Source organism: Flammeovirga agarivorans, assembly GCF_012641475.1.
Taxonomy (GTDB): domain Bacteria; phylum Bacteroidota; class Bacteroidia; order Cytophagales; family Flammeovirgaceae; genus Flammeovirga; species Flammeovirga agarivorans.
On record NZ_JABAIL010000002.1, the window covers coordinates 528,975 to 542,631 of the forward strand.

Sequence of the window (13,657 nt, forward strand, 5' to 3'; positions counted from 1 at the left end):
TGTCGCAATAATAGTTTCTTTATTCATGATCAACAAACTTATGATAAAGCCATTTGTTGAATATAATACCAAATAGTATTACCACAGTCCACTGTGTGACTATAGTTGCATTAGAATATACATCCATTACATTCCAGTTTCCATTTTCATCAAACCATGGATTTGCAGAATAGCCTTGTGACATCCACCACCAAATTAAAAACAATCCTATAGGGATATTAATAAACATGGTAAATTTATAGAATACCGTTGGTACTTTAATTGATGAGTCTTTATCAATAAAATCGTCCTTAAACTGTTGGATACCGTTTCGATGTACTGCAAACACAATAAATAAACCCGAAATAAGAAGTCCTAATCCCCAAACCCAATCCTGATTTGAAAAGAAGTCGATACTATATGCCGATGGAAAACCCATTGCTATACACAGAATAGCGGTAATTAAACTTGCTTTATTTCTATTGAATTTTAAATCCGTAAATGTTCGAATACAAAGTTCTATCATACTGATTAAAGAACTGAATGCTGCCATGGCAAAGGCAACAAAAAAAACTACACCTAATAATTCTCCATTTGGAATTTTTGCAAATAACAATGGAATTATGGTAAACGTTAACGCGGTATTTCCTGACTTTAGAAACTCAATCGCTTGTGCATCTGATGAAGCAATAGCAAAAACGGAGGGCAATATCGCGACACCTGCAATAATTGACGCCAGGTTATTTCCAATACCACTTATTAATATATTAAAGGTAACATCTTCTTTCTCTCTAGAATACGAAGCAATTGTCAACATTAAGCCCCAACCCGCTCCAGTACTCCATGCCGACTGTGTTACCGCTTCAATCCACACTTTAGAATTAAAAAATAAATCTACATCTATACTAAACATATAAACTAACCCCTTCGGACCATTTTCAGTTGATAACGCAACAGCAGAAACCAAAAGAATCAGAAACAACAACGATGGGATTAAAATCTTATTTACTTTTTCTAATCCTTGTTGTACTCCTTTGTACAACATGAAAACAGCAAATAGGACACAGAAAATGTGTAAACTAACTGTCCTTAAATTTCCGGTAGATATATTTTTCCAATAATTCTCTAAAAAAGGTTGATTTAATTGTTCTAATAGAGAATTATCTAACACTAAGTTTGTAGATAAACCTACATAGCTTAAACCCCAAGCGGTTACAACAGAATAATAAAATGTGATCCCTAAAGTACATATAGTGATAAAGAAACCCATCCAGGTATACTTTTTTCCTGCAGCTTGGGCAAATGAAGAAATTACTCCTCTCTTAAATTTTTTACCGATTGAAAACTCAGAAAGTAAAATTGGAATGGACCAAATAAATAAAAACATAAACCAAAGAATGATAAATGTTCCTCCATACTGCCCTGCTAATCGTGGAAAACGCCATAAGTTTCCTGCACCAATGGCCATTCCTAACGAAGCTAAAATTACTCCCCACCTACTACTAAATTGCTGGTTGTTTTCTTGATTTGTCATAAATTTAAGTAATTTCATAGATCGACTAGCGAATTGATTTCGACGGTCATCTATTAGATTTCATGAAAGTATAGTTATTGTTTTGTCAGTAATTATCTTTTATCCACCTGCATTTTACAGATTTTATTTATGCTCTCACAAATAAAGCACTATATAAAAACATACATTAGCATACGTTACGGTCTTGCTGGAGCACTATTTTTAGGCATCATGGTATTTGGTATCAATTACTATGACTCAGGTGATGTCACCGCATCAACGACAGCCGCATTAAAACAAAGTGCCTATACATTTATCTTTGGTGGATATGTATCGGCACTCTGTGAAAATTATACTTCAAAAGGAAAATTTTTGATAGGTGTTCTATTACCTTCAAGTATTGCAATTATTGCTACCTATACAGTTCATTCACTGAAAGGAACTCCAAACCCTGAACTTTCAACAATACCTACCATCATATTTGCTCCTTTAGGTTTTCTATTTATTGCTTACAATAAAAAAAGGGAATTAAAGCGATCTAGCAACCCTCAAGCCTAAGAAACCTTGCTTGATATCTGGCATATCGTAATTTCTATAAGCTGGACGACAAAAGTTCTCATCGCTAAGAAATGAGCCACCTCTGTACACTCTTTCTTTTCCATTTTGAACACCTTGGGGGTTCGTTTGCTCTGCTTGTTTGTAAGAGTCAACAGCATAATAATCATTGACCCACTCCCATACATTTCCTTGTAGGTCGTAGATTCCTAACTCATTAGGAAACCTTGTTCCAGCAGTGTGTGAAGTATTATCCGAATTAGATAAGATCCATGCTCTTTCTGGAATATTTTCTCTTCCTAAATTCGTTTTATTATATTTTTTTCCACCACGTACCACATATTCCCATTCAGATTCTGTTAGTAGTCGGTAGTCATTGCCTGTTAATGTGTTTAGCTTTTTGATGAACTCTTGACAATCATTCCAAGAAACATTTTCAACAGGTCTCCCTCCTTTCACATGTTCACTAGGGTTAGATCCCATTACTGTTTCCCACAATTGTTGTGTTACTTCGAATTTACCCACAAAGAAATCACTGATTGTCACATCATGAATTGGCAAAGAAGGATTTTCTCCCGTATCTAACTGAAGGTCCCCTTTTCTATCTCCCATTTCAAAAGTACCTCCTTTAACAAAGATCATATCAAAAGATACATGATCAATCGTTTCAGTATAGTTTTTCTTCTTCTTTTGTGCGTTAGTAGAAAAAGCGGAAAAGCATAATAAAGCTATAATGAGCAGTTTGGATGTGTTTAATATCATTATTGTGAAGTAAATGTTCATCTAAAATACTTCTAAAAGTAATGAATCATTGGCATGATGACATAAAAAAGGGCTAATAAATTTAATATCTACTAGCCCTTTTTAAATTATAATAACTTATTTATGATGTCTACTATTGTAATTCCTTCAGCTTCTGCTTTAAAGTTTCTAACTACTCTATGGCGCAATACTGAAACAGCAACTGCCTGTATATCTTCAATATCCGGAGTATATTTACCAGATAGTATAGCATGACATTTTGCTGCAATCACTAAGTATTGAGAGGCTCTTGGTCCTGCTCCCCAATCTACATACTTATTCGTTACTTCGTCTGCATGTTCAGTATTTGGACGAGTTTTATGAACTAATTTCACAGCATACTCAATTACATTGTCAGCAATTGGTACTCTTCGAATTAAATGCTGGAAATATAAAATCTCATCAGCACCCATCACTCTTTCTACTGTTTTCTTCTCATCATTGGTTGTTGATTTCACTACTGAAACTTCATCCATATAAGAAGGATAATCCAAAATGATATTGAACATAAAACGGTCCAATTGTGCTTCAGGTAACGGGTAGGTACCTTCTTGTTCAATCGGGTTTTGTGTTGCCAATACAAAGAATGGTTTCTCTAATTGAAATTCTTGATTGGCAATTGTCACTTTATATTCTTGCATTGCTTCCAATAAAGCTGATTGAGTCTTTGGAGGAGTACGGTTAATCTCATCCGCAAGAATAATATTAGAGAATATTGGTCCTTTTACGAATTTAAATTTTCTATCCTGGTCCATTGTTTCTGCACCAAGGATATCAGAGGGCATTAAATCTGGAGTAAATTGTATTCTACTAAAATCTAGATCCAATGCTTGAGCCACAGTATTAATAAGTAAAGTCTTTGCTAATCCAGGTACACCTTGTAATAAAGCATGGCCTTGGCTAAATATTGCACTTAGAACAAAATGAACAGTATCTTCTTGACCGATGACTACTTTTCCAATCTCGTCTTTTAATTGCTTATATTTTTGATGTAATGCATCTGCTGCTTCCTTATCAGAAGCAAAACTAACGTTTGATGTCATGTTCATGTGCTAAATTGTTATTCCAGTTCAGGCCTAATTACTAATAATATAAGGGTAGAATGTATTAGAAAGTTTATTAGGCTACGTCTATGTTTATTGAAATTAAAGTATTTTTTGAAATAAAAAAAGGGCAAACGATTCTAATTCGCTGCCCTTTTAAGATTTATTTCAATTCACTTAGAAACTATGTGATTTCAATTAGATACTATCCAATAAATTACAATCATCATATTCTGGATCAATCTCAATGAATACATCATTTTTAGCTTGTTTGATCCATTTCTCTAAAATCTCATTTTTCTGAGAGTTCAATGTAGCTTGTTGTAGCTTTTGATAATCATCTTTTAAATTGGCATAATGCGGAGGCTTATAATTTGAATAATAAATAATCCTTACCGCTTGTTGACCATCTTCTGTACGATACTTTAATGGCTTTGAGGTATTACCAATTTTCATTGTATCAATAGCAAAGAATACTACTGGGTCTAATTCATCAGTGGCCATATATGAAGAACCTGTTACTTGGTTTTTGAAATAACCTGCATTGGCTCTTGTAGGTTGGTCATCTGAGTATAAGTTCACGGCCTTTTCGAAACCTAATGTATCCGATTCTGCAATTAATGTTCTAATACTATCCAAGAATGTAACCGCATCCTGAATATCTTGATAATTTGATTTAGGACGGATTAGAATGTGTCTCGCTCTAAAACGACCACCTCTTCTTTCTAATAATTGGATTAAGTGGAAACCAAAGTCAGACTCAACTGGATCAGCGATTTCATTGGGATCAATTGTTAAAGCAATCTCTTCGAATTCTGGTACAAGTTCTCCTCTACCATGCCATCCTAAGTCACCACCTTTTCTAGCTGAACCGTAATCTTGAGAATATTGCTTCGCAAGAACACCAAAGTCTTCACCAGCTTCGATTCTCTTTTTGATGTCTACTAATTGTTGTCTCGCTTTTTCTTTTTCTGATTCAGAAACTTTAGGCTCTCTAACAATCTGCCCAACTTTTACTTCTGCAGCCAAGAAAGGAATACTGTCCTTAGGAATAGACTCATAATATTTCTTCACTTGCTTTGGAGTAATGGTTACCCCAGCAATAATCTGCTGTTGCATTGTCTGAACGGTCATCTGCTCTTTTACTTGATCGCGAAGATCGTCACGTAAATCATTGACAGATGCACCTAATGTCTTTTCTAACTTTTCCTGAGAACCGGCTTGTAAGATAAAATACTGCATACGACGCTCTAATTCGTCGGCAACTCTTGCATCATCAACTTCGATAGAGTCAATTTGTGCCTTTGCATACATAATTTTATTGACAACCAATCCTTTTAGGATATCACATTTTGCCTTTTTCTTGTCTTTTGGATATTGACCATTTGAAAGCATTTGTTGATACCCTGCCTCTACATCAGAAAGCAGAATGATGTTATTATCAACTTTGGCAATAATTTTATCAACGGGCACTGCATCATCTTGTGCAAAAACAGATGAAGAAAAAAGAACACAAATGATTCCCAGTATGCCTAAAAAGTTAAACTTCATATTTTTATTTAAAACTTACTATTTTAATAGTTTAGCGTCTAAAGAATAATCCTGCTGACAATAAGTAAACTTATTATCTATTTGATTGATCTATAAACTTATGAAATAATCTTCAAGTAGTTATTTTGATCAATCATAATAATTGACAAGTAGTTATTCTTCAGAGATATAAATCTCATAATTATTATTCCTAGTAGCCTCATTGTAAAGTTCATCTTCCAATTGAGTTCTTAATTCTAATTTACGTCGTCCTAGAATTACGTTTCTCACTTGTTTCTGAACAAATTGCAATGGAGGAACTTGGTCAACAATTTTATAATCATCAATTCTGTAGAGGTAAGTATTTGATTCATCACTTACTTCCCAGAATTTATCTCTTTTCAATAATTTCGTTACTTCAGATTGAGATTTCATAAATGGAGTCCCAAAAAGTAACTCATCCAAATCCAACCAAACTGAATCTTCTAAATGAACAAAGTCAGCATAAGCATAAGCAGACGATCTAAGCTTTTCTTGATCTTCCGGTTTAGTACTTTGCATCAACTTTCTCACTTTCTTCAAATCAGGAGCATTGTTAGGATAACGTAAAAAGTTACCACGAACAATGTTTGTCTTAAGGATAAAATCATCAGAATTCTGCTGATAATGTGCCTTAATTTGTTCATCAGTAATAACAGTATCCAAATTTGATGAAATGTATTCTCTTACATATTCATGCATAATTAGCTGATACTTGTATTCATCCAAACGTCTTTGAATATCTAACTTCTCAACATCCACTTGTGATTGTGCCTTCTCAAGTGTAATCGTTTTTCTTACCCAAGCATTCACGTATCTTTCTTGAATATTCAGAGAATCCTTTAGAGACATACGTTCATTGTATAAGCTTTTCAATTCAGTATCATAAAGTACTTTATCGTTTACTTTTGCCAATGCAACCCTAGAGCTCTTGATATTCTCCTCTTCCACTGCTTTGTCTAATACTCCCTTTATTTTATCACAAGAGAAGACACTTAAGCTAATGAACAAAAAACTGAGTTTATAGAAATTTCTCCTAATCATAACGGCAAATTTAATTATTTAGAATTGCCATACATTATACCCGACACACAATACTTGCATTTTGGATAAAAAAATATCTTAAATTTCTTTAAAGTTGATGGTAAAACAAGAATAGAGGTTCTAGAAGGATTATCCACAGCTCAAAAAAAACTTATATATTTGACATTCGAATTTTATTAGTAAATAATAGCTTAACAGCTTCTAAAATATATTTATGAACGCATCCCAGTTAAAAGAATTGAAAGGAAGAGTATCTGATTTAGAAAGGTACTTGGATATCAATGTTAAAAAAGAAACGATTGCTGAGAAGGAAGAACTCACTGCAGCTGCCGGTTTTTGGGATGATCCAAAAGCAGCAGAGGTACTACTAAAAGAGATCAAAGGGTTAAAGTCTTGGGTTGAAAAATTCGAAGAAGTACTTTCTATGGTAGAAGACCTCGAAACTTTATTTGAATTCTTTGAAGCAGGAGATGTTGATGAAGAAGAACTAGACGCAGAAGGCAAGAAAACTGAAGATGCCATTGAAGCATTAGAAGTAAAGAAAATGCTTGACGCGGAGGAAGATGGACTTTCTGCAATGATGGAAATTAATGCCGGAGCAGGTGGTACAGAATCCAACGACTGGGTAGAAATGCTATTCAGAATGTATAAAATGTGGGGAGAATCTAATGGCTTTAAAGTACGTACTGTCAACATCCATGAAGGAGAAGTTGTTGGTATGAAACAAGCTACTTTAGAATTTGACGGTGACTTTGCTTACGGTTATCTAAAATCTGAGATTGGTGTTCACAGAATGGTTCGTCTTAGTCCATTTGATTCTAGTGGAAAGCGTCATACTACATTCGGTTCTGTCTTTGTTTACCCAGTGGTAGACGACTCGATCAGTATTGAGGTTAACCCTTCTGACATCACATGGGAAACTTTCCGTTCAGGTGGTGCCGGTGGTCAAAATGTAAACAAAGTAGAAACTGCAGTTAGATTAAGACATACTTCAGGAATTATTATAGAATGTCAGCAAGAGCGTTCTCAACTTCAAAATAAAGAAAAAGCAATTAAGATGTTAAAGTCTAAGCTTTACCAAGTTGAAGTAGAAAAGCGAAATGCAGAAAGAGCAAAAGTAGAAAGCAGTAAAAAGCGTGTTGACTTCGGGTCACAGATCAGAAACTACACCATGCACCCTTATAAATTAGTAAAAGATATTAGAACAGCAGTGGAAAAAACTGATGTTCAGAAAGTTTTAGACGGCGATTTAGATGACTTTATCAAAGCATATTTAATGATGAATTAATCTTTTTTGTTGTAAAAATAACACTTTTTCAATTTTCAGTGAGATTTATTTGATAAGTCTCACTTTTTTTATACAAATTTACACCGCATATAAACACATATTTTATTCACATGAACGCGACTTCAATTAACTTGGACTTCCTAAAAGAGCTAGGTATTCAAGAAAGAAACCCTGCTTTTTCTACAGGAAGAACATTTGCTACACTTGACAATTCAAGAGAGACAAGAAAGATCTTTTCTCCTACTGATGGGCAATTAATTGCCGAAGTGGAAATGTCAACTCAAGAAGACTTAGAACACATCATCAAAGTTTCTCAAGAAGCTTTTGAATCGTGGAAAGTACTTCCTGCTCCAAAAAGAGGTGAAATTGTAAGACAAATTGGAGAGGCTTTAAGAAAATATAAAGATCCTCTAGGAAAATTGGTAACCTATGAAATGGGGAAAATCTACCAAGAAGGATTAGGTGAAGTACAAGAGATGATTGACATCTGTGATTTTGCTGTGGGACAATCTAGACAATTATATGGTTTAGAGATGAAATCAGAGCGTCAAGATCATAGAATGTTTGAACAATGGCATCCACTAGGTTTAGTGGGAATTATCTCAGCATTTAACTTCCCTGTAGCGGTATGGTCATGGAACTCTATGATTGCAGCAATTGGTGGTAATGTTTGTGTTTGGAAACCTTCAGAAAAAACACCTCTAACTGCAATTGCTTGTCAACATATTCTTCAGGAAGTATTAGAAGCTAACGATCTCCCAGAAGGTATCTTCAGTTATATTATTGGTGATGCAGAAATTGGTGCTAGCATGTCACACGACTCTCGCTTCCCACTTATCTCCGCAACAGGTTCTACAAGAATGGGTAAGAAAGTTGGTGCTGCTGTTGGTGCAAGACTTGGTAAATCTCTGTTAGAACTTGGAGGTAACAATGCACTCATCATTACTGAAAATGCAGATTTAGAAATGGCAGTAAGAGCTACAGTATTCGGAGCTGTAGGTACTTGTGGGCAAAGATGTACATCTACCCGTCGACTTATTGTACATGATAAAGTATACGATCAAGTAAAAGATCGTTTATTAAAAATATATCCTTCTTTATCAATTGGCAATCCATTAGACGAGTCTAAGCTTGTTGGGCCACTGATTGATGAAGATGCTGTTACAGCTTTCAAAGCAGCTCTAGAGAAAGCTAAATCAGAAGGTGGTAATGTATTAATTGGTGGAGAATCGTTTACTGATGAAGGTTTATCCAACAACTATGTTACTCCTGCAATTGTAGAAGCGCAAAATCATTTTGAAATCGTTCAAGAAGAAACATTTGCTCCAATCCTCTACTTAATCAAGTATTCTGGAGAAGTTGAAAATGCCATTGCTATCCAAAATGATGTAAAACAAGGATTATCATCTGCTGTATTTACAAATCATTTATTAGAATCTGAAGCGTTCCTATCATCAGCAGGTTCTGATTGTGGTATTGCTAATATCAATATTGGTACATCTGGTGCTGAAATTGGCGGTGCATTTGGCGGTGAAAAAGAAACTGGAGGAGGAAGAGAATCCGGTTCTGATTCATGGAAAGCTTACATGAGACGTCAAACGAATACAATTAACTACGGTAGAGTATTACCTCTAGCTCAAGGGATTAAATTCGACATTTAATCTAATAATTAAGCGTATTTCTAAAGATTATATTTTTATGATTTTTAGAGATACGCTTTCATTTTCATGACATACTTCCATAAATATTACATCATTTAGTGTGCTATACCTATTAAATTAGAGCAGAATTCTTTGTTGTTCACTTTCATTTAATTATATTGATTAAGAAATTATAGATGCTTAAAAGCAACTAGATATTATCCTAGTAAAGGATTACCTATGTTTCATTAACAAGAATTCCATATAGCTTTACTTTTACCAAATGGCTCAAAAAAAATACTATTCCGTTATGCTGATTGATGACAATGAGATTGACAATCTCATCAATCAAAAAATGATTGAGGCCTCAAAAATCAGTGATAACATTTTTATTCATTCTGGAGCAAAGAGTGCCATTGAATTCCTCCGAAATATCGAAAAGCTTGGAGACATTGCTGATCAAGTATTGCCTGAGTTAATTTTCTTAGATATTGACATGCCTTTAATGGACGGTTTTCAGTTTCTAGACCTCTTTGATCAGTTAAATGAAAAGACCAAAGAAAAATGTAAAATCATTATGTTGACTTCTTCTATTAATCCACAGGATATTAGTAGATCTCAAAACTATAGCTACGTGAAAAAATACGTTAATAAGCCGCTAACTCAGAAAAATTTAACTGCATTAGAGGTTTAATTCTACTTATTATAAAAAGCGAAAGGCTATTTCTTAACAGAAATAGCCTTTTATTGTTGGGGCGCACATTATAGTCTCTTTTAATCTAATTCTCCACTCACATAACGGATAAACTTATCATCCATTCGGATAGATCTGGTTGGAGCGAATATATATGGAGATTTTATCTGAGTATATCTTGTTATAATATTCGATACTTTAGACATTTTGTCTCTTTTTGCTTCTGACATCCCTGTCTTCAACATCTTTAAGAACAAAGTAATCGAAGGACAAGTTTCTTTACCCATTAATCTTATTTGTCTTTGTATGCTATTGGCTAACTGATTAAAGAGTTCGTAATCTCTCATACATACATATTGTAAGGCCAATAAACATTTCACTTCCAAAAAGGCATGAGGGAATTTCTTTAAACTTATTTCATTCAATAAGTTATTTAAAAACCTTGCTGCTTCATCAAACTCAGTAGAATAATAAGCTGAAATTGCTCGATAAACTACATAAGACACATAGTTTGGAATATCATCTGTATCAGGTTCAAAGTCCTCAAAGACTGACTTATTAGATTCAAATAACTCAACATGAGTATCTGTTTGTAAAGCTCTTTGCAACTTTGTCTGAAGGAATTGTGAGGGGAAAGTATATTGATTACTATGCATCAAAAGTGGAACAACATCTTCGTTGACCGTATCAAAATACTTACTCGCCTTACGAAACACTCCATAGTGTGTATAATATTCTAATTTTAAGAACTCAAATACATTATGAAGGTGGTAATAGATCGAATCCATATGGTATTGATCAAAAATCTGATCAATCTTATGGAAAATATCTTCTATTGGTTCATCATCGTCATTTCCTGAAGAATTAAACGCTGCTTGGTTTTCATCTTCTACAAATAAACGATGGAAAATATTCATACAACTCTGATAAACAAAAGGCCTATGCGATTCATAAAGTTTACAGGTATTGTTCATCTCTTTGTTCAATAATTCTAAACCTAATTTGTCCGTTTCATCACCAGTGAAGGCATACACACCAAATTTTTTGAAGTAATCGGCCAGAATATCCTCAATTTTATCAACAGCCAACATATACGCCACATGTTTATTATAAAGCTGTGAATAAGTAAAGTAATCTGGTGAATTAATGTGTAAAAGTTTTAAGGCTTTATATACTACCGTTAACTCATTGGATAAATCGTAATCCAATAATTCCTTCTCTAATTTTTTTAGTGTTACAATAGAAATAGCTCTCTTTTTAGTAAAAACCATTTCATGAATATTCGCTACTTTTTTCAACAAATCTGCTCTAGGGCTTTCCATTTGTTGAAGTAGGTAATCTTCTATTTTTTGGTTTAAGCGGGAACGAAGCGTGTAATATGCATTGGTATTCACATCCAACTCTGACATAATTGACTGGTCAGAAGTTTTCTTCTCCCTCATCGAGGTTAATAAGTAAGCCGATTTTTCAGCATTACTCTCAATTAAGTTATTCTTAATTGCCTCGTAATCTTTCTCAGATAATTGTTTAATGATGTGTTTTAGCCTCGCCATATAATATGTTTTGAGTCCAACCGGGTATCTTTTTCAGAAATGCTTTTATACAAAGTATTTTCTTAGCGGGGTAAGAAATAATAAGAAACAGTAAAAGCAACAAATAAACATAACGAAATCATATCGTATGATCTTCATATAAATATAAGCATTGATTTTGTAAGTTAGTATGTACTATTTTGGGTCTTTTTTGTACATTTTCGGAAAAACACTGATTTCCAGCGTTATTCCTTCCAAGATGATATCCAATTCTTTAAAATATCCAATCCATATTCTGTTAGAATTGCCTCAGGATGGAATTGCACACCATCAATAGGTAAAGTTTTATGCTGAATAGCCATTACCTCATTCTCTTTTGACTTTGCAGTAATAAGTATATCGTCAGATAATTCATCTAAAATAAGCGAGTGATACCTAACCACCGTCAGGTCTTTGGGGATTTTATTGAATAGAGTAGAATTGATATCACATTCAATTTCAGACATTTTTCCATGCATCGGTTTTATTGCCTTATGCACTTTCCCTCCAAAGTATTCTCCAATTGCTTGATGTCCCAAACAGATACCTAATATCGGATGTGTTTTGTGATAATGATCAATCACTTCCATCATATTACCTGCCTTATTGGGTGTTTCTGGACCAGGCGATAAAACAACTGCCTCATACTTGTAAGGTGTAATTTCCTCCAAAGGAGCATCATTACGGACAACTTCAACTTTTTGCCCTAGTTGAGTAAAGTAATCTACAAGATTATATGTGAAGGAATCAAAGTTGTCTAGAAGTAAAATCATTATGTCTTTAATTGAAATTTTATAATTCGATTGCAAAAATAAAAAAGGGAAGCATTTAACTTCCCTTTTCTTTATAAATTTTCTTCAAATAATTCGTGTATCTCTTTACTGTACCTTTTCATACTAGGCATTATGGTACCTCCTGCATCTAATACCCAATCATTTAATTCTAATAATTTGGGATAAACAACAGAGTCTTCTGTAACTTCTTTCGGCAAACCTAATCCAGCAGAATTAAATAAACCTAGAATCACTGACAATGACAAAGCATATTTAAAGCCTCCTAATAAAAGAGCGGCTACATTATCCAAATCATCTAATACTGAATAATCAATTTTATCCTGAAGCCATTTGCCCAATAAATTCAACCCCATCGTTCCTCCAAAGAAAAGAACTACATAGGCAAAGAAGACAGTAGATTTAGGTGTTTCAAAATATGTTTTTGATGAAGAAAAAGCTCCTGCAACACCAAAAAATATTAAGGCAGCTCCAACTACAAAAACTACAGTAGAGATAATCTCTAATAAAAAACCTCTTCTGAAACCCTTATAGGCACCATATACAATCATCCCCGCAAGGAAAATATCTGTTACTCGTATGTATGATGTAAAAAATCCTAAATCTTGTTCCACTTTGAATTATTATCTATTTGACAAATTAAGATAATGCCGCTTTTACTTTTGCTGACACTACTTTCATATCTGCTACACCTGCAAATTTCTTGCCCGCAGCACCCATTACTTTACCCATATCTTTTGGAGATTCTGCTCCAACTTGAGTAATTAATTCTTTTACAGCAGCTTCCACTTCTTCTTCAGACATCTGCTTTGGAAGGTAAGATTCAATTACTGCTAATTCTACTAATTCAGTTTCTGCTAAATCCTCACGACCAGAAGACTTATAAGTTTCAGCAGATTCTCTTCTTTGTTTTGCTTCTTTCATTAGAAGTTTCAACTCATCTTCTGATGTTAAAACACCGTTTTTGCCATCAGCAGTTTCTGCTAACTGAATTTTTGCTTTAAGTTGTTTTAGAGTACCTAAAGTTGCTTTGTCTTTTGCTTTCATCGCAACCTTCATGGCGTCTTGAATCTTCTCTTTTAAAGTCATTTTCTGTTGATTTAATATAATTAAGTCTCATTGGACTATCAAAAACTAATCTCTACACAAAAATAACAACTTATTGCTCT

General features: G+C 33.9%; 13 protein-coding genes. 4 read left to right on the forward strand and 9 right to left on the reverse strand.

The window, feature by feature from the left end; all coding sequences use genetic code 11:
* Positions 1–19: 19 nt before the first annotated feature.
* A complete protein-coding gene (locus HGP29_RS06915; protein ID WP_235958270.1) occupies positions 20–1,531 on the reverse strand; it encodes a sodium-dependent transporter in 1,512 nt (503 codons plus the stop codon).
* Between the two features lie 111 nt (positions 1,532–1,642).
* Between HGP29_RS06915 and HGP29_RS06920 the strand changes: the two genes are divergently transcribed.
* Positions 1,643–2,050, forward strand: a complete 408-nt coding sequence (locus HGP29_RS06920) for a hypothetical protein (protein WP_168881638.1) — start codon at positions 1,643–1,645, stop codon at positions 2,048–2,050.
* Here HGP29_RS06920 and HGP29_RS06925 read toward each other — a convergent pair.
* The 4 genes from HGP29_RS06925 to HGP29_RS06940 all read right to left on the reverse strand — a co-directional run bounded on the left by HGP29_RS06925 (position 2,021) and on the right by HGP29_RS06940 (position 6,504).
* On the reverse strand, positions 2,021–2,809 hold the full coding sequence (locus HGP29_RS06925) for a formylglycine-generating enzyme family protein (protein WP_168881639.1): 789 nt from the start codon (positions 2,807–2,809) through the stop codon (positions 2,021–2,023). The genes HGP29_RS06920 and HGP29_RS06925 overlap by 30 nt on opposite strands.
* A 107-nt stretch (positions 2,810–2,916) precedes the next feature.
* The gene (locus HGP29_RS06930; protein WP_235958271.1) at positions 2,917–3,897 is read right to left on the reverse strand and encodes an AAA family ATPase; all 981 of its coding nucleotides are present in this window, start codon (positions 3,895–3,897) and stop codon (positions 2,917–2,919) included.
* 192 nt (positions 3,898–4,089) lie between these two features.
* Positions 4,090–5,442 carry a peptidylprolyl isomerase gene (locus HGP29_RS06935; RefSeq protein ID WP_168881640.1) on the reverse strand — a complete coding sequence of 451 codons (1,353 nt, stop codon included), beginning with the start codon at positions 5,440–5,442 and terminating at the stop codon, positions 4,090–4,092.
* Positions 5,443–5,595: 153 nt separating this feature from the next.
* Complete coding sequence (locus HGP29_RS06940; protein WP_211093224.1) at positions 5,596–6,504, reverse strand: hypothetical protein; 909 nt, start codon at positions 6,502–6,504, stop codon at positions 5,596–5,598.
* Between the two features lie 214 nt (positions 6,505–6,718).
* On the opposite strand from HGP29_RS06940, the gene prfB reads away from it, so the two are divergent.
* The 3 genes from prfB to HGP29_RS06955 all read left to right on the forward strand — a co-directional run bounded on the left by prfB (position 6,719) and on the right by HGP29_RS06955 (position 10,126).
* On the forward strand, positions 6,719–7,792 hold the full coding sequence (gene prfB / locus HGP29_RS06945) for a peptide chain release factor 2 (protein WP_168881642.1): 1,074 nt from the start codon (positions 6,719–6,721) through the stop codon (positions 7,790–7,792).
* A 110-nt stretch (positions 7,793–7,902) separates the two neighbouring features.
* The gene (amaB, locus tag HGP29_RS06950; protein ID WP_168881643.1) at positions 7,903–9,453 is read left to right on the forward strand and encodes an L-piperidine-6-carboxylate dehydrogenase; all 1,551 of its coding nucleotides are present in this window, start codon (positions 7,903–7,905) and stop codon (positions 9,451–9,453) included.
* Between the two features lie 262 nt (positions 9,454–9,715).
* The gene (locus tag HGP29_RS06955; protein WP_168881644.1) at positions 9,716–10,126 is read left to right on the forward strand and encodes a response regulator; all 411 of its coding nucleotides are present in this window, start codon (positions 9,716–9,718) and stop codon (positions 10,124–10,126) included.
* Positions 10,127–10,206: 80 nt separating this feature from the next.
* Here the strand turns inward: HGP29_RS06955 and HGP29_RS06960 are convergent, their stop codons facing one another.
* The 4 genes from HGP29_RS06960 to HGP29_RS06975 form a co-directional block, all read right to left on the reverse strand.
* Positions 10,207–11,679, reverse strand: coding sequence for a hypothetical protein (locus HGP29_RS06960; RefSeq protein WP_168881645.1), 1,473 nt, complete (start codon positions 11,677–11,679; stop codon positions 10,207–10,209).
* A gap of 224 nt (positions 11,680–11,903) precedes the next feature.
* On the reverse strand, positions 11,904–12,470 hold the full coding sequence (locus tag HGP29_RS06965) for an anthranilate synthase component II (protein WP_168881646.1): 567 nt from the start codon (positions 12,468–12,470) through the stop codon (positions 11,904–11,906).
* A gap of 71 nt (positions 12,471–12,541) precedes the next feature.
* Positions 12,542–13,102, reverse strand: a complete 561-nt coding sequence (locus HGP29_RS06970; protein ID WP_168881647.1) for a CvpA family protein — start codon at positions 13,100–13,102, stop codon at positions 12,542–12,544.
* Positions 13,103–13,127: 25 nt separating this feature from the next.
* Positions 13,128–13,577 (reverse strand): GatB/YqeY domain-containing protein, encoded by a 450-nt coding sequence (locus HGP29_RS06975; protein ID WP_168881648.1) that lies wholly within the window; start codon positions 13,575–13,577, stop codon positions 13,128–13,130.
* Positions 13,578–13,657: the final 80 nt, after the last annotated feature.

What these genes read in the sequence shown, in the direction of transcription:
- HGP29_RS06930 (WP_235958271.1), bottom strand. Translation starts at nt 3,897, where the DNA reads ATGAACATGACATCAAACGTTAGTTTTGCTTCTGATAAGGAAGCAGCA.
- amaB (WP_168881643.1), top strand. Translation starts at nt 7,903, where the DNA reads ATGAACGCGACTTCAATTAACTTGGACTTCCTAAAAGAGCTAGGTATT.
- prfB (WP_168881642.1), top strand. Translation starts at nt 6,719, where the DNA reads ATGAACGCATCCCAGTTAAAAGAATTGAAAGGAAGAGTATCTGATTTA.
- HGP29_RS06940 (WP_211093224.1), bottom strand. Translation starts at nt 6,504, where the DNA reads ATGATTAGGAGAAATTTCTATAAACTCAGTTTTTTGTTCATTAGCTTA.
- HGP29_RS06920 (WP_168881638.1), top strand. Translation starts at nt 1,643, where the DNA reads ATGCTCTCACAAATAAAGCACTATATAAAAACATACATTAGCATACGT.
- HGP29_RS06960 (WP_168881645.1), bottom strand. Translation starts at nt 11,679, where the DNA reads ATGGCGAGGCTAAAACACATCATTAAACAATTATCTGAGAAAGATTAC.
- HGP29_RS06935 (WP_168881640.1), bottom strand. Translation starts at nt 5,442, where the DNA reads ATGAAGTTTAACTTTTTAGGCATACTGGGAATCATTTGTGTTCTTTTT.
- HGP29_RS06975 (WP_168881648.1), bottom strand. Translation starts at nt 13,577, where the DNA reads ATGACTTTAAAAGAGAAGATTCAAGACGCCATGAAGGTTGCGATGAAA.
- HGP29_RS06955 (WP_168881644.1), top strand. Translation starts at nt 9,716, where the DNA reads ATGGCTCAAAAAAAATACTATTCCGTTATGCTGATTGATGACAATGAG.
- HGP29_RS06925 (WP_168881639.1), bottom strand. Translation starts at nt 2,809, where the DNA reads ATGATATTAAACACATCCAAACTGCTCATTATAGCTTTATTATGCTTT.
- HGP29_RS06915 (WP_235958270.1), bottom strand. Translation starts at nt 1,531, where the DNA reads ATGAAATTACTTAAATTTATGACAAATCAAGAAAACAACCAGCAATTT.
- HGP29_RS06965 (WP_168881646.1), bottom strand. Translation starts at nt 12,470, where the DNA reads ATGATTTTACTTCTAGACAACTTTGATTCCTTCACATATAATCTTGTA.